The organism is Paenibacillus azoreducens, assembly GCF_021654775.1.
GTDB classification, from domain to species: Bacteria; Bacillota; Bacilli; order Paenibacillales; family Paenibacillaceae; genus Paenibacillus_AQ; species Paenibacillus_AQ azoreducens.
On record NZ_AP025343.1, the window covers coordinates 680,184 to 699,659 of the forward strand.

Here is a 19,476-nt window from a genome sequence, read left to right on the forward strand (position 1 = left end):
TTTTCATGCGAAAAAAATAAAAACCGTTTATGCGTCTGTGCCGTCCTATATTTCGAAATCTTTTACAAAATATTTTCCAGTAGGTAGAACCGCAGAGAAACAGGAAAGGGGCCAGACCTATGCAACATGACCCGGAACTTTCCGCAGCTGCGTGCCAAGGAGATGAAGAAGCGTTTTACACCCTGGTTTCCGGAATGAAAAGAAAGCTGTTCGGCATCGCGTACAGTTATTTGGGCAGCGAGACCGATGCGCTGGAGGCGGTGCAGGAAGCAATCTGCCGAGCCTGGATGAAATGCGGCAAGCTTAAAGATCCGGCGGCGTTTCATGCATGGCTGATTCGCATTTTGATCCATTGCTGCATCGATGAGCAGAAACGCAGGAAACGTACGCTGCCTCTAAATAGCGATACCCGGGATGAACGGGTGGCGGTGATGGTAAGCGACAGCAGATTGGATTTGCAGCAGGCCATGCAGAGGCTGAAACCCAAATACAGGCATGTGCTTATGCTCAAATACTACCAGGATATGACGCTCACCGAAATCGCAAGGGTGCTGGGGAAACCGGAGGGGACGGTTAAAACGTGGCTGCATCAAGGCTTAAAGCAGCTTCGCGGCAAAATGGACGAAGGAGGCGAATTGTATCATGGCTGACGAACAAGGGATGTTGGAACAGTTCTACCAGTCGGCGGCTATCGCGGAAAGGCGCATATCGGAAGAAAGGCTGGATGCAGCGCTGAGAAATGGAATCGCACGCGGCAAACAAGCCAAGAGCCGGCAGAGAATGAAGAGAATAACAGTCTCCTGTGCAGCGGCAGTCCTGCTGATGATTGGCGGCGCGTTCGCTATGAATGGATTGCATTTTGGAAACGGGATTGAATCGGCGTCAGTGCATACTGCGGTTAACAACCAGATTCCTGCATATGTATATCAGCTTGCTGGCGATAAGGGCATGCTGCGTGAAGCATTGGATCAGGGGAAATATCAGGTTGTTGAAAAGAGCGCGGCTTATGATGGATACCAGGTGACCGTGGATGGAATGGTAATGGATCGAAAGCATCTGGTGTTGTTTTACACTTCCAAAGGCGGAAGCAGCGGCCCGATCATACCTGAGACACCGGGGCTGTTTACGTCAGCCTACGACAAACTGGAATTCGCACCTTTTATCCGTTATGAAAACCGAATTACGGGTTATTATGATGGGGAAAATTATCACGACATGCTGGTTTTTGATACAACCGGAAACGAAAGTCTGCCCGATGAATTTTATTTCGCAGGCAAATGGGGCAGCGGCGGGCCGGGGAGTGTTCAAAAGTTTTTGGAGATTAAAATTCCGGCAGACACTTCCAAGCTGGCTATGCTGGAGCAGACGATGAAAGTAGACAAGACCCTTGATTTCGAAGGACAAAAGATAAAGGTTCAAAGCGTTGTACAAGTACCGCTGCGATTAAATCTGAACTTGGATATCGATACCGCAAACAGCAAAAAAATAGAACAGCTGCTTGATTGGAAACTGTATACGGATAGCAGTGGTAAAAAACCGTTAGAGACAATGGAGGTAGTCCCTGATCAATGGATGATGAGTTTCTTGGCACCGGATTATGTGAAGGGAGAAAAGCTGGGGCTGCGTGGCTCCTGGATTGTAACGGAATATACTGGCAGCAAAAAGTTAGTCATCAATACGAAAGAAAGGAAAATCCTCAATGCCCCCGATGGGCGGATGAAGCTGCACAATATCGAAAAAAAGAACGGTTTTTTGCGAATCGAATTTTCATTTCCAAAGATTGAACCGCAGATGAGCGGGTTTGTAAAGAATGACGGCCTGTTAGTGGATGGAAAAGGAATAAAACATTTTGTATATGATGAGAGGGGGCGTAAGGAGGATCGTGAGGATCTGAACAAATTGGACTTGTATGTGATAAATATCGAAAACTTATCCTATCCGCAGCCGCTCACGTTTGATTTCTACGAATATCCCGGAGATTTTATCCAACATCCGTTTGATTTGACCATTCAATGACAGGCTGAAGCAAATTGAAACAGACCGAATAGGGAATAACCCGGGCGGTCTGTTTTTCAATGTAAACTTTCATGCCACATTTTGGCGAATGAGCAAGATAAAATTCGTGTGACTTATCGCAATGAGTACGAGAACGCCCCCTGAATGCCGCTAACGAAACTGAGACACGCTATATCGGCAAAATCGAAGCCAAACAAAATCTAACGAAACTAAAAGATCGTTATTCGGGCGAAATTCAGCTATTTTCCCAATTATTGTGGTCAATAGCGATACCCAGTTTCGTTAAAATTTCCGGAGGTCTAAAATTGCCCAAATAACGATTGTGAGTTTCGTTAGCCTGTTCCGAGTTCCGCAATGCAGCTGAGGTGTATGGATTCCTTACTGCAAGTCCAACATACGGGATTCAGAATGCAAAGGCACAGCATACGGATTCAGAATGCAAAACCGCAGCATACGGATTCAGAATGCAAAGCCGCAGCATACGGATTCAGAATGCAAAGCCGCAGCATACGGGATTCAGAATGCAAGGCTGCAGCATACGGGATTCAGAATGCAAGGCTGCAGCATATAATGCCAGAACGAATGGGCAGCATGCGAGTTGCCATCCGTGAAGATACGTCGGTAGACGTTTTTTCTTACGTCATTTAGGGTTGCCCGGTATCTTTTCTTTTCGATTTTTCAAATTTCATCTATCTTCATGTTTCTTCTGGTTTTAGGTTTGATCCGGCTTCTTCAGGTAAGTCTTAACGGCTGGCGGCTCATAGGCGGCAAATTGATCGAGCAAACGGCCGGGATCGGTATCGACTAGGGCCATGGTGAGATATTTTTCATGCAGGAACTGCTCGCGGGCCATATGCTGGAAAAATGCCAGCAGAGGATCATAATAGCCGTTGATATTCAGAAAACCGAGCGGCTTGCGGTGCAGGCCAAGCTGGGCCCAGGTATAGATTTCAAAAAATTCCTCCATCGTGCCCGGTCCGCCGGGCAGGACCATGAAACCTTCGGCCAGTTCGGCCATTTTGGCCTTCCGTTCATGCATGGAGTCGACAATAAACAGTTCGGTCAAATGCTTATGGGATATTTCCTTTTTGTCCAAAAAGCCGGGCATCACCCCGATAACCTTCCCGCCTTCCGCCAGAACGGCATCCGCCACGGCACCCATAATGCCGACGCTGGAGCCTCCGTACACCAACGTGATTCCGCGATGCGCCAGCTCCTTGCCGAGCAGTTTCGCCTTATCCGCATAAACTTCCGAGGCCCCCATGCTCGACCCGCAAAATACAGCTACCGATTTCAATCGAATCTCCTCCTCCAGATGCATGTTTCATTTTGTCTGTACATTTTTTTGTTGGATCTTTACATAAGCCAGTTGTTGTCCTCATTCGCTTCAAGGAGCTCCTTTAGTCCATAAGAGGCATAATCCCCGTCTTGATTGAAGGGATCGCTTTCCATGATCGCTGTCGCTTCGCCGAAATGATCGCAGATCAAAATTCGGATCGCCTGACTGCTGTCCCGGAAGGTCCGCACAACTGCAGCTTGCCTTTCAGCCTGAAATTTTCGCAGTTGATCGACGTGGCGCCGCAATAAATGTTCGGAAAGTTCCCCTGTTCTTTTCTCTTTCAGGATTGCCACAAATTTCTTCATGAATTCCTCCCTGGTTCGGGTAAATGAGGAACTAACGTTCTTGTTTTCATTATAATGTTTGCAGCAGCGAATAGAAAGAACTTGAAAATTTGAGTTATCATTGCTGAAAAACAAATAAACCCTTATTGTAAGAATATGGACAGAATTTTTTCGTCAGACCTTGAAGCAGAGAACAAAGGAGCGGATTCGATATGAATGATAACACCAGCCTGTTTTATGCCGGAACCTATACCCGTGAGGACGAGCCGGGGATTTTTCTGTGCGCCTTGGATTTGGGCAGCGGCCGTATGGAAATCGTCAATCGTACCGATGGCATTGCCAATTCATCGTTTCTGGCCGTCAACAAGGCTCAAGATCGTTTGTATGCAGTCAGCGAGACGGATGAAGGCGAAGTGTTCGCCTATGCGGTGGACGCGGAAACGAGCGGGCTCCATTTGCTGAACCGCCAGCCGACCCGGGGGGCGGCTCCTTGCTACATATCGCTCAGCCGGGATGAAAGGCATGTGCTTGTTGCCAATTACACAAGCGGACATGTGAATGCTTACCGGATTGAAAACAACGGGGAGCTTGCGCCAAGCGGCTTGGTACAGCACAAAGGCAGCAGCGTCAATCGGGAACGCCAGGAAGGGGCGCATCCGCATTCCATATTCCAGGATCCGGACGGAAAGTATACTCTGGTATGTGATCTCGGATTGGACGAAATTGTTTTTTACCGTTTGGAGGAAGGCAAGCTGGTATCGCATCATGCGGTGAAGACGGCTCCCGGAGCGGGACCGCGCCATTTTGATTTCCATCCTTCTGGCCGCTGGGCGTATGGAATCAACGAGCTGGACGACACGGTGAATGTTTATGAGTTTGACGCGCAGACAGGGGATCTGAACATTTTGCAGACGTTATCGGCTCTTCCGGAAGGCGCGGCGCGGGGAAGCGCAAGCGCGGACATCCATGTCACGCCTTGCGGACGTTTTCTTTATGCCTCCAACCGCAGCGAGGACAGCATCGGGCTTTATCATATCCATCCATCCACGGGCATGCTTACTGCAGTGGAATGGGTATCCACCAACGGCAAGACGCCGCGCAACTTCGCTATTTTCAAAGGCGGATATTTGCTTGCGGCCAACCAGAACAGCAACACGATCGTTTCCTTCAGGATAGACAAAGAGAGCGGACGGCTGACGCCGACAGGGTACGAGCTTGAAGTGCCGAAGCCTGTATGTATTCTCCCGATCCGTAAATAATCGTGTCCCATTTGAGCTTTAAGGGTGGAACGAAATGAAGTAGGCCTCTGCATATTGCAGGGGCTAATTTTTCTTTTGGACTGAATCTCCCAGGTATAGATAGCAAACACCAAGGATTTCCTGAAAAAAAGATTGACGAAGCCGTGGACTATGATTACAATACGAATATAACATACTAAACAGGTAGGAATAATAAATTTAAACAAACGCATATGATTTCGTTCTCGCCGTACAAACGGAGGAACTGCTGATCCAAGATGGCCTGCAGCCTGCAGCATGCAGTCGCGCCATGTGGGGAAACAGGAGTTCTCCGTTTTTTTTTGCTTTCTGGGCTGCAGGCGGGGCAAAGCCAATTCGTAAAATAGGAGTGGGGAATATGGGACAATACCGGAACGAAAAAAACAGAACGGTTAAAAGAGCGGCGGCAATCGTTCTTGCCATGCTGGTGGCGGCTTCGCTGGCGGCTTGCGGTTCCAAGGAGAGCGCCGGGTCGTCTGCGGAGGGGAAAAGTTCGGCCGCCGGGACGAAAAGCAGCGCGAAAGAGATCAATTTGCTGAACGTCTCTTATGACCCGACCCGGGAGCTTTATGAAAATTACAACAAAGCTTTTGCAGCCTATTGGGAAAAGGAAAAGGGACAGAAGGTTACGATCAAGCAGTCCCACGGAGGCTCCGGGGCCCAAAGCCGTTCCGTTATTGACGGATTGGAGGCGGATGTGGTGACGCTCGCTTTGGGATATGACATTGACGCTATCCAGAAAAAAGGCTTGATCAAGGAAGGTTGGCAAAGCAAATTCGATCTGAACAGCACTCCATACAATTCAACCATCGTCTTTCTTGTGCGTAAAGGCAATCCCAAGCAGATCAAGGATTGGAACGACCTGATCAAAAACGACGTGCAGGTCATCACGCCTAATCCGAAAACATCAGGGGGAGCGCGTTGGAACTATCTGGCGGCCTGGGGTTATGCGCTGAAACAGAATAATAACGATGAGGAAAAAACGAAAGAATTTGTCCGCGATCTTTACAAGCATGTGCCGGTACTGGATACCGGAGCCCGTGGCGCGACAACAACCTTCGTGGAACGCGGGATCGGCGATGTGCTGCTGGCATGGGAGAATGAAGCTCTGCTTTCCGTCAAGGAATTGGGGCCGGACAAATTTGATATCGTTTATCCATCCGTGAGCATTCTGGCTGAGCCGCCGGTGGCTGTCGTGGATAAAGTCGTGGACAAAAAAGGCACGCGCGAAGTTGCGGAAGGTTACCTGAAATATCTTTATTCGGAAGAAGGGCAAAAAATAGCCGCCGAAAACTTCTACCGTCCGACGCTTGCCAGCGTTCTAGACCAATATAAAGATACGTTTAAAGATATTCAGCTGTTTACGCTGAAAGATGTTTTCGGAACCTGGGATGAAACGCAGGCCAATCACTTTAGCGATGGTGGGGTATTCGATCAGATTTATACGCCGGGAAAATAAAAATGTGCCGCAAGAGGAGGGGGATAAGTGATGAGCCAAGTGAAGACGGGCCGGAGCCGGGTGCTGCCCGGCTTTGGGCTTACGCTGGGATACAGTGTTGCTTATTTAAGTCTGGTCGTTTTACTGCCGTTATCGGCGCTTTTAATCAATTCGACCGGGCTGGATTGGGCGAAATTCTGGCAGGTGGCGACCGATCCGCGCGTACTCGCCTCCTACCGCATCAGCTTCACAACGTCGGCCGCCGCCGCTTTGGTCGATACTGTGCTTGGTCTTTTGCTTGCCTGGGTGCTGGTCCGCTACGAATTTCCGGGAAGGAAGCTGTGCGACGCGCTGATCGATCTGCCTTTTGCGCTGCCGACGGCGGTCGCGGGAGTATCCTTGACCGCTTTGTATGCGCCGAACGGCTGGGTCGGCTCCTTGCTTGAGCCGCTAGGCATCAAAATTGCCTTCTCGCAGCAGGGGATTACGCTGGCGCTGATGTTCATCGGGCTGCCGTTCGTCGTAAGGACGCTGCAGCCTGTGCTGCAGGATGCGGAGCGGGATGCCGAGGAGGCATCCGCGACGCTTGGCGCAGGCCGGTTTCGCACGTTCCGCTCCGTCATCCTGCCGGGACTTGTTCCTCCGCTGCTCACCGGATTTGCGCTGGCTTTTGCGAGAGGGATCGGGGAGTACGGCTCGGTCGTGTTCATTTCGGGGAACATGCCGATGAAAACGGAGATTGCGCCGCTGCTCATCATGTCGAAGCTGGAGCAATATGATTATGCGGGCGCGGCTGCAGTTGCTTTGCTGCTGCTTCTGATCTCCTTCCTGATGCTGCTTGTGATCAACTCGCTCCAGCGGTGGTCTGGCCGGAGAAAGGAGGCGGTGTAGCATGGCTGGAAATATTCCCGGCGCCGCCGCCGCGGTTCGACCGGTTCAAAGCTCGCGGGCCGCTACGGAAGCATCATGGGTGAAATGGCTGCTTATTGCGGCAGCTGTGCTGGTGCTTCTCTGGCTGATCCTGCTTCCGCTTGGGGTTGTACTGACCCAGGCGCTGAAGAAGGGATGGGAGGTTTACATCAGCGCTTTAACCGACCCCGATGCATTATCCGCCCTGAGGCTGACTTTGCTGGCGGCGCTGATCACCGTTCCGCTCAACACCGTCTTCGGCGTGGCGGCAGCTTGGGCAATCACCAAATTCAAATTTAAAGGCAAGGGTGTCCTGATTACGCTGATCGATCTGCCTTTTGCCGTGTCGCCGGTTATCGGCGGCCTGATCTTCGTGCTTGTGTTCGGAGCAAACGGCTGGTTTGGTCCCTTGCTTGCAGATCATGACATCAAAATCATATATGCCGTACCCGGCATTGTGCTGGCGACGCTGTTCGTAACCTTCCCCTTCGTCGCAAGGGAGTTGATCCCGCTTATGGAAGATCAGGGCAGTCAGGAAGAGGAGGCTGCCATTACGCTGGGAGCAAAGGGATGGGTTGTTTTTACGCGCGTGACGCTGCCGAATATCCGCTGGGGGCTTATTTACGGCATGATTTTGTGCAATGCGAGGGCCATGGGCGAATTCGGAGCGGTGTCGGTCGTTTCCGGACATATCCGGGGAGAAACGAACACGCTGCCGCTGCATGTGGAGATACTTTATAACGAATACCAGTTTTCCGCCTCCTTCGCCGTAGCTTCCCTACTTCTTCTGCTGGCGCTCGCCACGCTTTTGGTCAAAAGCTTTTATGCCCGTAAAAATGTACATTGACAGTCTTTTTGCCGGCATGATAATGTTAAAACAAAGTAAATTAGTTGGAAAAGAATGAATAATTTGGGTTGGCATCATAATACGTCCGGAAGCAAAGGAGGCGCATCATGGCAAAAGGGCTCCAGGTAGATCAGATTTGGCTCGATCGGATCGCAAGCCAGTTGAATGACATGGAATTCGGCTCGCTTCACATCGTTGTGCATGAAGGCCAGATTGTGCAGATGGAACGGACCGAGCGGAAGCGTTTCGAGAATGCGTCTGCCAAATCGGGCAAGACGGCACTTGCGGCGCGGACAAGGCAGGAATTGAAAAAAGCGGCCCCTGAACAAAGGCAGGTTTAAGGCGCTGCTAGTAACGGGACCGAGTGTATACGGTACTGGCTTTTGGACAAACAATCATCTGTCGTTTGTCTCAAAAGCCCATGACAAAGAGGCCTCTGGTTGCTCATTGCGGAATGAAGAATTCTGCTGATGAGCCGCCGGAGGTTATTTTTTGCTGCCATTTTACGAAATACTCGTAAAATCCGGGGAAAAGGACCGGAACAAACGGGGCGTACAGGGAATTGCAGTATCGCCAACATATTTGGCAGTTTTGACTTCTATTAACGGAAAGAAAGCTATGATCGTTTATGGAGGCGCTACCATTTACTGCGATTCCATCACTTTAAGGTCAAGAGGGATATCCGTGAAATCTGTCGATACGGCCAGCGGGAAGTCGTCATAACGGACGAATTAACTGCGTTGGGGATCGTATGGATGGATCGCACACAAACGTAGGATCGACATATGCGTTGGGATCGCAACAAACTCTAACGGACACAGGGGCCGCTATGAAGGGCAAATCCGACGATTTTGAATTTTAACGGACACAGGTGCAGCTATTTGGGGAAGAAGCCTGTTTTTACCTGTGTTTCGGAGAGTTTAAGCGCTGTGGTGACCGTTAGAATTCCCAAACGGCTGTTTTTGGCGGCTTAGCGTTTGTAGTGTCCGTTAAAATAGTTGAGTTGGCATAGGATCGCACAAAGGAACGAAAAAATGAACGTTCTACCAAGTGATTTGCGGCTCCAGAGATTCCGTTTTCCGTTTCACCACCATCCAGTTTGCCCTCCCTTCCATACAGGGATTCGATCATCCACCAAAAAAAAACCCGCTCGAGTGAGTGAGGTTTTCTTTGATAATGATAGAATTGTTTTCAATAGAGTTTATGGCAGCCATTCCGGGCGCAAGCTCACCGAATCAGCCTATCCATGATGCGGAGGCAACGGAATCACCTGTTGTATTCTATAATCGCAAGATAACTAAACGCGATCTGTCTTCTTAGAAACTGCGTCGATAGACGTTTTTCCTGCTTCCTGCGTATGTTCCGTTTTCTTTGAATCTTCAAGCAGATCCACGGAGCCCGGATATGGGCGATCGCGGCGTGACCGTTTCTTGTTGATGCCGAATCCGCTTAGAAAAAGGATAAACTGAACGGCTACTATGTAAGGCGCAGCGGCCAAGCCGGCAAAGTGCCCTAGCGCAGCCGCGCTGATGGTGAGGGCCAAAATACGGTAAGCATACCGGGGTGAATCGTTCCGGCTCGTCATGACGGCAAGATAGAAAAATACGACTGCGGCCAGACATGAGACAAAACGCATCCACAACTCGGCGCTTGTCCAGGAAAGCAGCGGAATATGCCTTTCCTGAAATGCTTGGTAGAGCTGTAGGCAGAAGCTCAGGATGAACGCCAAGGTCGCAAAAGGAAGCGCGGGACGGACCAGCTTCCAGAGTCCGATCCCCCAGCCGGGATTGTCCAGAGAGCGGATAATGGATGCCTGCTCACGGATACGGCGGCTAATCTCGCGGCCTAGCGTCCGCTGGAGCTGGACATGGCGGGAAGTATCCCGTTCTCTTAGATACATATCTATCGTTTCAATAAGTTCGGTTGTTATAAGCGGGGCAGCCTTGCACTGCTGCAGCACTATGCTTAGTGATTCGGATTCCGGCTCCGGTTCGCCCGAAGCCTGAGTACCTGGTTCTTCATCGAGCATACCGGCTGCACGGCAGTATAGCCCCAGCGTGTGTTGAAGCCGCTCCAACCGAGCGGATGCGGCTTTTCTGTAGGAGCGGGCGGTCCGGATATACGTCCACAGGAATACTAGGACGGCAAGCCCCGCCATGAAGATTCCAGGCTGCGTATAGGTTATATCGTATACAGGTATCCAAGCCGCAAGGGACATCCGGCTCCCCTCCCTTCATCGCATTTGTTTTCACTATTGCACAACAGGCTCCGGATTTCAATATTTCAGTTCGTTCAATTATTCCAATTTTGCGGATATTATATGGGGCAAGTTATCGAAATCCCCCAGCAGCTCCTGCAAAGTGCCGTTATGTTTGGCCTTGCCTTCGATTTTGAGGTGATACATCCCCGGATGTTCGGAATCCTGAACCATTTCATAAGAGGAGATGGAGATTTTTCGTAACGCCAGCGATTCCAGAATCGGCTGTACGGATTCTTTGGACTCCAGCTCGAAGGATATATTCAGCGCCCTTCCTGTTTTGAAAATCATGCTGAGCAGCTCAAGACCGATCATCACGAGGATGGTTGCGCTGATGCCGGCGGCATACATGCCCGAGCCGATGGTCAGGCCGATGCCTGAGGTGGCCCATACCCCAGCGGCTGTCGTGAGGCCACGTACCATTTTGCGTTCGATAATGATCATGCCAGCCCCAAGAAAACCGATGCCGCTGACCGCCTGTGCCGCCACACGGCTTGGGTCAAGCGCGACGTGATCCATTCCGAGCACCTCGGAAAAGCCGTATTGCGATACCAGCATAATAAGCGCACTGCCGACGCTGACGAGAAAATGGGTTCGAAGACCGGCTTCCTTGGCCCGGAGCTCTCGCTCCAAACCAATGATTGCTCCAAGCAATCCGGCTACTGCCAAACGGATGATGTATTCTGCTATCATGCATTCATCAGCTCCTTTTCTGAAGATATAAGAAAGGATAGGCTTCAAGAAGCCCACATCCTTATACCGCAAGGAAAACTACCGCTAAACGAAGAGTTCCTGATTTATTACCCATTGCGCAAAAAAACGGGTACGCCATTAATCCCTTGTCGCCGGTGGAGAAATGAATGTCCTGAGAAATGGTATGAAGGCCGGATATGGATTCGTCAGATAGTTTTTCGTCGAAGATGATCCATCGGCTGATTGAAATTTCCAGGATGATGACGCAGGTTCAGGGCGAAATGGACATTTCCCGGTTTATTTTCTTGGAGGTCGTGTCTTCGGTTATGATGATCAAAAGTGCAGGTAAATACGCTATATCAGGAAAATGTTGATTGGAAAAATTACCGCTAAATGCGGTCTGTCTTCTATGAGAGTACGTCGATAGACGATTTTCTTACGATTATAGAATTTATAAGTTTTTTGGGGTCCCCGCAAAGGTTTAGGAATAAGGATCAAAGCATAGGCCCCACTCAGTACTTTTGCTCCGCAAAAGCGCCCCTCTTTGAAGGGCGTCCTTACTTCTTTCCGATACTCTTTGTGGGGTTATTTTACTGGCTATAGGGTTTATTTTATCTTATGTACTGTACATGCCAAAATTCACTGTAATGAAATGTAAAAAGAGACATCCTTGATTCTCTCTGTGTAAAATAGAAGTGCGACCAACCACTCTACGCAGAGGAGAACAAGAAATGTCTCATACGTATACGTTAACACAGCATCGCAATTGGTACAATATCTTTCGGCAATGGAAACTCCCGTTGTATTTTTCCAAATCTGTAATGAGTCACATCACTCACTTTGTAGATGGCATGTTGTCATCTGGATTTACAGGTACCTTAACAGACATACATCGTGAAAGCTTGCACCATCGGGATCGCAGAAGCTTAAGCCATTTTTTATCCCATGGGAAGTGGGATGAACAGTTCCTGAAGGACATCGTACGTAATATCGCCTATCAGCAAGTCAAATTCAGCGCCAAACACAATAACAGTCCGATCTTTGTCCTCGTAGATGATACGGTGTGTGAAAAAACCAAACCTTCGTCACAGGCGGTTGACTCGATCCAGGGATCAGCCTTTCACCACTCTCATCTCAAGGGCAAGAAGGTCTATGGTCATGCTGTAGTGGAAGCCATGCTTCGGGCGGGTGATGTCGTATATCCTTTTGCAACAGAACGTTATGAATCCAAAAGCAAGAGCAAGATTGATCTGGTTTGTGACATGATTCGGCAAGTGCCCAGGTCTCATCACCCTACGTACGTATTAATGGACTCGTGGTATCCTTCAGCCTCTGTTCTTCAGGTGAGTAGCGAGCAAGGATTCCATGTCATTAGTGGTCTGAAGACCAATCGCATCATTTACCCCCAAGGGATTCGCCAATCCATTAAAGAATTTGCTTCGTTTATTTCGAAGTCTGATACCGATCTCGTGACCATCGGAGTAGACTCTTATCGCGTTTATCGATACGAAGGAAAGCTCAATTTGCTGGATAATGGAGTCGTTCTTTTCTGCTGGAAAGAAGGAGAAGAACTGAACCCAAAGCAAGTAAAAGCTTTTCTAAGTACAGATGTTTCTCTAACCAACAAGCAAATTCTGAGCTATTACAGCAAGCGATGGTCGATTGAAACGTATTTTCGAGCGGCGAAGGTCCACCTCGGCTTGGATCGATATCAGGTTCGATCTACGAAAGCGATCGATCGCTACTGGGCGCTGCTATCTTTTGTTTCGATGTGCTGCATTTACAGCGGTCAGGGCAATCTTTTGGATGGATTGCACCAATATCGACGAGAAAAAAAGCAACATTGGATTGAGTATGTCTATAAACAAGCTCTATCCGGAGTAGCTCTCGCTCAAATTCAAACACAGCTTAGAGCTGCATAGGGATACTGTCAGCTTTTTTGAATTTACAATTTCTTGAAGTGTTTATTGGCATGTACAGTTATGTATTTGAAAATGTAACCCGATATGCCTGAAAAAGCTCTGGAACTTTTCCAGCCCAACTTTCATGTTCATTCGTCAGCGGCAGGCGGGAATTTGCGGAAACAAAGTTGAACCCGCATGCAGAATGGCTGCGGACTTTCTCTTTACAGGATCGATTTCAAGACATATTTGTCGGGAAGTTTAAAGGTATTGTCACGAGTTTATTTTCTCCGTCAGTGAAATTGCCTATGCCATTTCGGCCAATTTGGTGCGGGCGGTTCTCGGATATTCTTGAAGATTTCCGGGCATTAAGGGAGTTTTGAGGGTAATATAAGAGTATTGGATTTAGCAAGGTCATTAGTAAAAGCAGCCGCCATTAGGATGGTATACCGACACAGAGGAGATTTCATTTATGACAGAAACAATTCACCCTATGAATATTACGATTTTTGGCGCTACAGGCAGGGTTGGGCAGGCGCTGCTTACGGAGGCGCTGAACCGCGAACATGAAATAACCGCCGTCGTGCGCGACGTTTCCCGTTTAAAACTGGAGCATGAACGCCTGCATGTTGTGCAGGGGGATATTCTTGATCCGGAATCGGTGGAGAAGCATGCGAAAGGCCGGGAAGCCGTGATCAGCGCTTACGGTCCAAAGTTCGGCATGGAAGAAGAGCTGCTTGAAGCTGCCCGTTCCCTGGTCGAAGGCGTTCGGCGCGCCGGGACGAAACGTCTGCTTATTGTAGGAGGGGCGGGTAGTCTGATAACGGATGAAGGCGTAAGGCTGATGGATACACCGTCATTCCCGGCGGAGTTTTATCCGCTGGCCAGAGCCCATGCTGACGCATATGAGATTTACAGCCAGTCAGGTCTCGAATGGACTTATCTAAGTCCGGCCGCAGTTCTGGAGGAAGGGCGCCGCAGCGGCAATTTCAGAATCGGCATCGACCGCTTGATTACGGATGAAATCGGCAGCAGCCGGATTACGATAGGCGATTTGGCGGCTGCGCTGATCGATGAGCTGGAGGATCCGTATTTTATGGGTTCCCGTTTTACGGCTGCGTATTAACAATATGATTAACATTTTTCAAAAGTAGTCTGCCAGTTCTACACGTGTAGGAGCAGTGGCACCTATAGGTTCCGAAAGCTGCGGCAAGGCATAAGAAAGATAGAGAAAAAGGCAGCCGCCGCGGGTATTTAGGTGCTGCCTTTTTCATGCTTTGCGTTAGGACGCTCGTGACTTCAATCAGAGTTGTTGGCGCAGTTTGTTTCCATGTGATGCAAATCTGTTTTTGTATTTTTCGTTAGGAGGTATTCCATGTATATTGTGACTTCTCAGCAAATGCGGGAGCTGGACCGACGCACGACCCAGGAGATTGGCATTCCGTCGATGGCGCTGATGGAAAATGCGGGCAAAGCCATTGCGGAGGAAATTATCCGTTTATGCCGCGGACGGGAATCCTTGCTGCGAGAAGAGATGGCCGCGGAAGGATGCGGCGCAGGAGTAGGGCGGACCGGATGGGTGAGGGGGGACGAGGATTTGGCGCTCGAACGGCCGGAGCGGGAGCACTGGCTTATCCTCGCGGGCAAGGGCAATAACGGCGGCGACGGATTGGTGGCCGCGCGTTATTTGCGCGAGGCGGGCATGGGCGTCACGATCGTGTATGCCCTGCCGCCGGAGCAACTTCATGGGGATGCCGCCCTGCAGCGGGACGCTGCCGCGGCTTTGGGCATCCCCATGCTTGTCCACGGGCGCGACGCCGTGGACTATACCGTATGCACGGGCATCGTTGATGCCCTGCTGGGGACGGGCGCGCACGGCGCTCCGCGCGGCGCGTACGCGGACATGATTGCCGCAGCGAATGCCAGCGGCAATATCATCGTGTCGGCGGACATCCCGAGCGGGGTGAACGCCGACACGGGGGAAGTCAGCCAGCCGTGCATTGCGGCGCGGCTGACGGTCTGCCTCGCGTTCCTGAAGCGAGGCGTGACGCAGTACCCCGGCGCGGAGGCCGCCGGGGAAGTGGTGGTCCGCTCCATCGGCATACCCTCGGAGCTGTGCGGTCAGCAGGAGGGCATGGCCTTCCTGCTGACCGAAAGCACGCTGCGCGGCCCGCTGCACGTGGACACGGCGCGCCGCCGCGCGGCGGACGGCCACAAAGGCACGTATGGCCACGTGCTTGTGGCGGCCGGGAGCCCGCGCATGAGCGGCGCGGGCCTGCTCTGCAGCCGCGCGGCGCTTCGTGCGGGCAGCGGCCTCGTGACCTGGGCGCTGCCCGCATCGCTGCTGCCGCATATGGCCGGTGCAGCGCCGGAAATTATGCTAGCGCCAGCTGCGGACGGCGACTGGGATGAAGCTTCAGCCCAGTCGGTGCTCGGGCTGGCCGAAAGCCGCAGCGCACTGGCGCTTGGCCCCGGTCTGGGACGTTTCGACGGGGACGGCGCCTGGCTGCGCAGCATCTGGGAAGGAGCCGCCTGTCCGCTCGTCGTGGACGCTGACGCACTGAACATGCTGGCGGACTGCGGAGATTTTACATCCTGGCAAGAGCGAAAGGCGGAAACGGTATTGACTCCGCATCCAGGCGAAATGGCCCGCTTGACCGGCTTGTCCACGCAGGAAATACAGCGTGACCGGATTTCCACGGCTGTGGCCTATGCGGTCAAACATCAGGTGACGCTCGTGCTTAAAGGGGCGCGGACAGTTATCGCCGCGCCGGACGGATTCGCTTACGTGAATATAACGGGCAATGCCGGAATGGCGACAGGCGGTTCCGGCGACGTGCTGACTGGCATCATCGCCGGATTGTTAGCCCAAGGACTGACAGGACCGCAGGCCGCGGCATACGGGGTGTATCTGCATGGGATTGCAGGCGAGCGTGCTGCCGCGCGGCGCGGAAACCTGCCGTCTTTGATCGCCGGCGACCTGATTGAGGCATTGTAAATCAGTACATTGAAATTGGCGGTTTCCATGCTTTTACAAAAAAAACATACAAATCAGCGGTACCAGAAGCGCAAATACTGGCGTAAGCAAGGACTGTTCGGAGAACAAACGCTTGCCCGTAAAAAAAACCAGCACGGTGCACACGCCTGCAACAGCCGCCAGTTCCGGATAACCGTCAAATTCCGGCGTCCTGATAAATAGGCAATAAAAGGTGACATAACCGGCTGCCGCATACATGGTGGCCTGCTTCAGGCGATTAATCGGCGGCATAACGGCCAGGATCGCATCGGTTGCAATCGAGATGAGCATCGCATAGCTGTAGACCCAGATTTCAGGGGAAATGGCGACATCGGTTCCCTCCGACCTCCAGGGCGTCTCCGCCATCGGCAGCATCCGGGACAGCAGCATTAGCATCAGCAGGGTCAAACCTGCGGATGCCAGCTTGTTCATTGTATATTTTCCCGACTTCAGCCGGGCATGGATAAAGGAAGATTCCGGTTTTCTCATTTGATTCGCTCCTTGCCCAAGTCATCCTTGTTACAGCATAAGCGCAAGCCATGAAAAAGGTTACAACAGCAATCTTTCGCATCGTGTCGGCATATTAAGAAGGGATTGGATTGGGAGCTTGAGTGGAATTAGTCATTATTGATTGGATTTAGGATTATCGTTTGTGGCGTAAACCCCCTTGCTTTAGCTACGGAGATTTTGATTGATCAGCGGGAAGAAGTGGTGGTCTGGAAGCAGGTGGATGTCAGACATGGGTTGAATCGAAAATCGCGATTGGAAAAAAGGCAACTTCCCTGCATGCAAGGGCCGGGAGGTTGCCTTTTTATATAAGTTGAACTAAATAAAAGGATAAGGAATAGGCAAGAGGGTTCAATCTCCTAACGAAGATCACTTTAGAATATTGAACCTAGGAGAAAGATTTACGGAGAAGCGAAGCGTTCGCCTAAAAGCTTTCCGAAGGAAAGCTAGCATCGTAAGCATATGCTTTGTGAGCGGATTTCTACAATAGATAGGTTCAATCATAGAAATCTGGGAGCAACAGCGATCGAAAGAACATTTCACCCGGCTGCTTTCATCCGTACAAATCATTGGTTCAACTTATATAGATCAGCCTTGAAATTGCATGATGGCCATTTGCCGCATCTTCCCCGGCAGTCAGGATTTCTTGACATATGAGAAAGTATAAACTTCCGGGGGCCCCGCAAAGTAATCGGAATAAGCTTCAAAGGCTACACGTCACTTTGTGGGGTTGTTTTGCGCCGTGGAATGGTGAGAGTCTGCCAAGCATCGTCCCGGATCATTTTGGCGACGTAAATGATTTGGCCGACATGGCCGGAATAATGCGAAAGCTGCCGCTGGATGGCTTCCAGCACCGAATGCGGCTGCTTCCGGATATATACGGTGCGGAGCAAGTCTTCACCCTTAAGTTCGGAGAGGCTGTGGAGGAAAACGTCCCAGCCCCGGTTCCAAACATCCAGAAGCTCCTCCTTGGAGTGGATGGTACCTTCGAATTCCCCATCCCGGTCACGGTCAGGTTTTTCGCCATCCGTCGTCAGGAAATCGGTCCAGCGTGAAATCATATTGCCGCTAAGATGCTTGACGATTACAGCGATGCTGTTGGATTCCTCATTGGGGGCCCAGTTCAGTTTCGTTTCATCGGAAATTTGGGCCATGGCTTTTTCGGCAGACTGTTTGAGTTCTTTGAAATTCGCGATTACGTTTTGCAGATATAGACTGGGCACATTTTGAATGTTCACTTGATTTTCCAAGGGAATCACCTCCGCAAGATTTGGGTAACACAAGCTGCTGCATGATACAGCCAGTATATTTCAAACGAATCAGCGGCTGCAAACTTGGCTTGAGCAATAGTTGACGCAAAATAGAGCGGCTTTGGACCATGTTATGAATCATTCCTATGGAGCGCCATTGTTTTTCCTGTTTCGGGACAGTGCGTGTACTGTTAATTATCGTTCTTGTCCGAAGCCATCTTTCCCTCAAGCGCTGAAGTTATTCCAGGGGGAGTGGAGGAACCAGGCGTTCAACCCCGCCCATATAAGGGCGCAGCGCCTCAGGGATATATATGCTGCCGTCTTGCTGCTGATGATTTTCCAGCAGCGGAATCAGGATGCGGGGCGATGCGACGGCGGTATTGTTTAGCGTATGGCAGTACTGCAAATTGCCTTCTTCATCCCGGTACCGGATATTCGAGCGGCGGGCTTGAAAATCGAGCAAACTCGACGACGAATGTGTCTCTCCGTATTCCCCGCGGCTTGGCATCCAAGTTTCGATATCGTACTGTTTATGGGTCTTTTGCGACATATCGCCGGTACAGACGGCCATTACCCGGTAGGGCAGTTCCAGCAGCTGCAGAATGCCTTCGGCATGACCGGTAATTTCCTGCAGCATGGCCTCCGACACTGCCGGATCATTTTGGCAGAGAACGACCTGCTCCACCTTGGCAAACTGATGGACGCGGTATAATCCGCGGACATCCCGTCCGGCCGACCCAATCTCGCGGCGGTAGCAGGCCGACATTCCGGCCAGCCGAATCGGCTCGGCCACATCCACAATTTCATCGCTGTAATACGAAACTAGCGATACCTCCGACGTGCCGACCAGCCATTTATTTTCTCCGGTCAGTTCGAAGGTCTGGTCCTGGCCGGTCGGGAAAAAGCCCGTCCGGTTCAAGGCTTCAGGGCGGACCATCACCGGAACGTCCATCGGCGTGAATCCGCGGGCAGCCAGATAGTCCAGCGCGAGCCGCTGCACGGCCAGGTGGAGATAAAGGCCAGCACCTTTCAGGTAGTAGTTGCGTGTGCCGGCGGTTTTGACGCCGCGCGGGATATCGATCATGTCATGCATTTCCCCAAGGGTGACATGATCCCTAAACTCAAAATCAAACTCAGGTATTTCTCCAATCCGGCGGATCTCGACATTGTCGCTGTCATCTTTGCCGACCGGCGTATCCGCCGACACGATATTGGGCGCGAGCAGGAGCATTTCCGATACATAAGCCTCGGCTTCCTGAAGCTTGGTTTCCAAGCCGGCCAAATCATCATTCAACTGCTTGACTTGGGCTTTCACCGGCTCAGCCGCCGCAAGGTTCCCTTGTTTCATCAACGGAGCAATTTCCTTGCTCAATTTGTTTCGCTGTGCCCGCAGCCCTTCCGTTTGCAGCAGCAGTTCCCGCCGCTTGGTATCCCAGGCCAGCAGTTCGTTCACCTGGAAAGGAATATTTTTGTTTACCGCCGTTTGCTGTACGAGTTCCGCATGCTCGCGGATAAATTGAATGGTTAACATGGTTGATCACTAGCTCCTTTGTCCGTGAAAATACAAAAAGCGCCCTCATCCTTTGGGACGAGGAGCGCTTGCTCGCGGTGCCACCCAACTTGACCGGACTGTTTTGGTGAAAACATCGATCCGATCCTCTTGGTCCGCGGTAACGGGCGGAAGCCGGTAAACTTAGAGAGCGGGAATATAGCTGCTCCGGTCGAAAACGCCTCACAGTTGG

At 51.1% G+C, this 19,476-nt stretch carries 18 protein-coding genes; 11 read left to right on the top strand and 7 right to left on the bottom strand.

Annotated elements, in window-relative coordinates:
• Nucleotides 1-119 precede the first annotated feature (119 nt).
• Together L6442_RS02865 and L6442_RS02870 are read left to right on the top strand one after the other, a co-directional pair.
• Nucleotides 120-650: a sigma-70 family RNA polymerase sigma factor gene (locus L6442_RS02865; protein WP_212981162.1), complete on the top strand. Its 531-nt coding sequence runs from the start codon at nt 120-122 to the stop codon at nt 648-650.
• Nucleotides 643-2,016 (top strand): DUF4179 domain-containing protein, encoded by a 1,374-nt coding sequence (locus tag L6442_RS02870; RefSeq protein ID WP_212981161.1) that lies wholly within the window; start codon nt 643-645, stop codon nt 2,014-2,016. The genes L6442_RS02865 and L6442_RS02870 overlap by 8 nt, the downstream gene beginning before the upstream one ends.
• 712 nt (nt 2,017-2,728) lie before the next feature.
• Here L6442_RS02870 and L6442_RS02875 read toward each other — a convergent pair.
• Both L6442_RS02875 and L6442_RS02880 read right to left on the bottom strand, forming a co-directional pair.
• Nucleotides 2,729-3,313 carry an LOG family protein gene (locus L6442_RS02875; protein WP_212981160.1) on the bottom strand — a complete coding sequence of 195 codons (585 nt, stop codon included), beginning with the start codon at nt 3,311-3,313 and terminating at the stop codon, nt 2,729-2,731.
• Between the two features lie 59 nt (nt 3,314-3,372).
• Entirely contained in the window at nt 3,373-3,660 is a 288-nt protein-coding gene (locus L6442_RS02880; protein ID WP_212981159.1) for a hypothetical protein, read from the bottom strand.
• 191 nt (nt 3,661-3,851) lie between these two features.
• On the opposite strand from L6442_RS02880, the gene L6442_RS02885 reads away from it, so the two are divergent.
• The 6 genes from L6442_RS02885 to L6442_RS02910 all read left to right on the top strand — a co-directional run bounded on the left by L6442_RS02885 (nt 3,852) and on the right by L6442_RS02910 (nt 8,833).
• A complete protein-coding gene (locus L6442_RS02885) occupies nt 3,852-4,898 on the top strand; it encodes a lactonase family protein (protein ID WP_212981158.1) in 1,047 nt (348 codons plus the stop codon).
• A gap of 439 nt (nt 4,899-5,337) precedes the next feature.
• Complete coding sequence (locus L6442_RS02890) at nt 5,338-6,375, top strand: sulfate ABC transporter substrate-binding protein (protein WP_212981184.1); 1,038 nt, start codon at nt 5,338-5,340, stop codon at nt 6,373-6,375.
• A gap of 30 nt (nt 6,376-6,405) precedes the next feature.
• The gene (gene cysT / locus L6442_RS02895; protein ID WP_212981157.1) at nt 6,406-7,245 is read left to right on the top strand and encodes a sulfate ABC transporter permease subunit CysT; all 840 of its coding nucleotides are present in this window, start codon (nt 6,406-6,408) and stop codon (nt 7,243-7,245) included.
• A 1-nt stretch (nt 7,246) separates the two neighbouring features.
• Nucleotides 7,247-8,110, top strand: coding sequence for a sulfate ABC transporter permease subunit CysW (gene cysW, locus L6442_RS02900; protein ID WP_212981156.1), 864 nt, complete (start codon nt 7,247-7,249; stop codon nt 8,108-8,110).
• Between the two features lie 107 nt (nt 8,111-8,217).
• Nucleotides 8,218-8,451 carry a YezD family protein gene (locus L6442_RS02905; RefSeq protein WP_194233064.1) on the top strand — a complete coding sequence of 78 codons (234 nt, stop codon included), beginning with the start codon at nt 8,218-8,220 and terminating at the stop codon, nt 8,449-8,451.
• 151 nt (nt 8,452-8,602) lie between these two features.
• Nucleotides 8,603-8,833 (top strand): hypothetical protein, encoded by a 231-nt coding sequence (locus L6442_RS02910; RefSeq protein WP_212981155.1) that lies wholly within the window; start codon nt 8,603-8,605, stop codon nt 8,831-8,833.
• A gap of 574 nt (nt 8,834-9,407) precedes the next feature.
• On the opposite strand, the gene L6442_RS02915 is transcribed toward L6442_RS02910, so the two are convergent.
• Both L6442_RS02915 and L6442_RS02920 read right to left on the bottom strand, forming a co-directional pair.
• A complete protein-coding gene (locus L6442_RS02915; protein ID WP_212981154.1) occupies nt 9,408-10,328 on the bottom strand; it encodes a hypothetical protein in 921 nt (306 codons plus the stop codon).
• Between the two features lie 78 nt (nt 10,329-10,406).
• On the bottom strand, nt 10,407-11,060 hold the full coding sequence (locus L6442_RS02920; RefSeq protein ID WP_194233140.1) for an MgtC/SapB family protein: 654 nt from the start codon (nt 11,058-11,060) through the stop codon (nt 10,407-10,409).
• A gap of 731 nt (nt 11,061-11,791) precedes the next feature.
• On the opposite strand from L6442_RS02920, the gene L6442_RS02925 reads away from it, so the two are divergent.
• The 3 genes from L6442_RS02925 (at nt 11,792) to L6442_RS02935 (ending at nt 15,959) form a co-directional block, all read left to right on the top strand.
• Nucleotides 11,792-12,982 carry an IS701 family transposase gene (locus tag L6442_RS02925; protein ID WP_237100135.1) on the top strand — a complete coding sequence of 397 codons (1,191 nt, stop codon included), beginning with the start codon at nt 11,792-11,794 and terminating at the stop codon, nt 12,980-12,982.
• A gap of 472 nt (nt 12,983-13,454) precedes the next feature.
• Nucleotides 13,455-14,087, top strand: coding sequence for an NAD(P)-dependent oxidoreductase (locus L6442_RS02930; RefSeq protein ID WP_212980453.1), 633 nt, complete (start codon nt 13,455-13,457; stop codon nt 14,085-14,087).
• Between the two features lie 249 nt (nt 14,088-14,336).
• The gene (locus L6442_RS02935) at nt 14,337-15,959 is read left to right on the top strand and encodes an NAD(P)H-hydrate dehydratase (protein ID WP_212980443.1); all 1,623 of its coding nucleotides are present in this window, start codon (nt 14,337-14,339) and stop codon (nt 15,957-15,959) included.
• A 33-nt stretch (nt 15,960-15,992) separates the two neighbouring features.
• Here the strand turns inward: L6442_RS02935 and L6442_RS02940 are convergent, their stop codons facing one another.
• The 3 genes from L6442_RS02940 to serS form a co-directional block, all read right to left on the bottom strand.
• The gene (locus tag L6442_RS02940) at nt 15,993-16,466 is read right to left on the bottom strand and encodes a hypothetical protein (protein ID WP_212980442.1); all 474 of its coding nucleotides are present in this window, start codon (nt 16,464-16,466) and stop codon (nt 15,993-15,995) included.
• Between the two features lie 728 nt (nt 16,467-17,194).
• Entirely contained in the window at nt 17,195-17,734 is a 540-nt protein-coding gene (locus tag L6442_RS02945) for a DUF1572 family protein (protein ID WP_237100191.1), read from the bottom strand.
• A gap of 238 nt (nt 17,735-17,972) precedes the next feature.
• A complete protein-coding gene (gene serS / locus L6442_RS02950) occupies nt 17,973-19,265 on the bottom strand; it encodes a serine--tRNA ligase (protein WP_212980441.1) in 1,293 nt (430 codons plus the stop codon).
• Between the last annotated feature and the right edge of the window lie 211 nt (nt 19,266-19,476).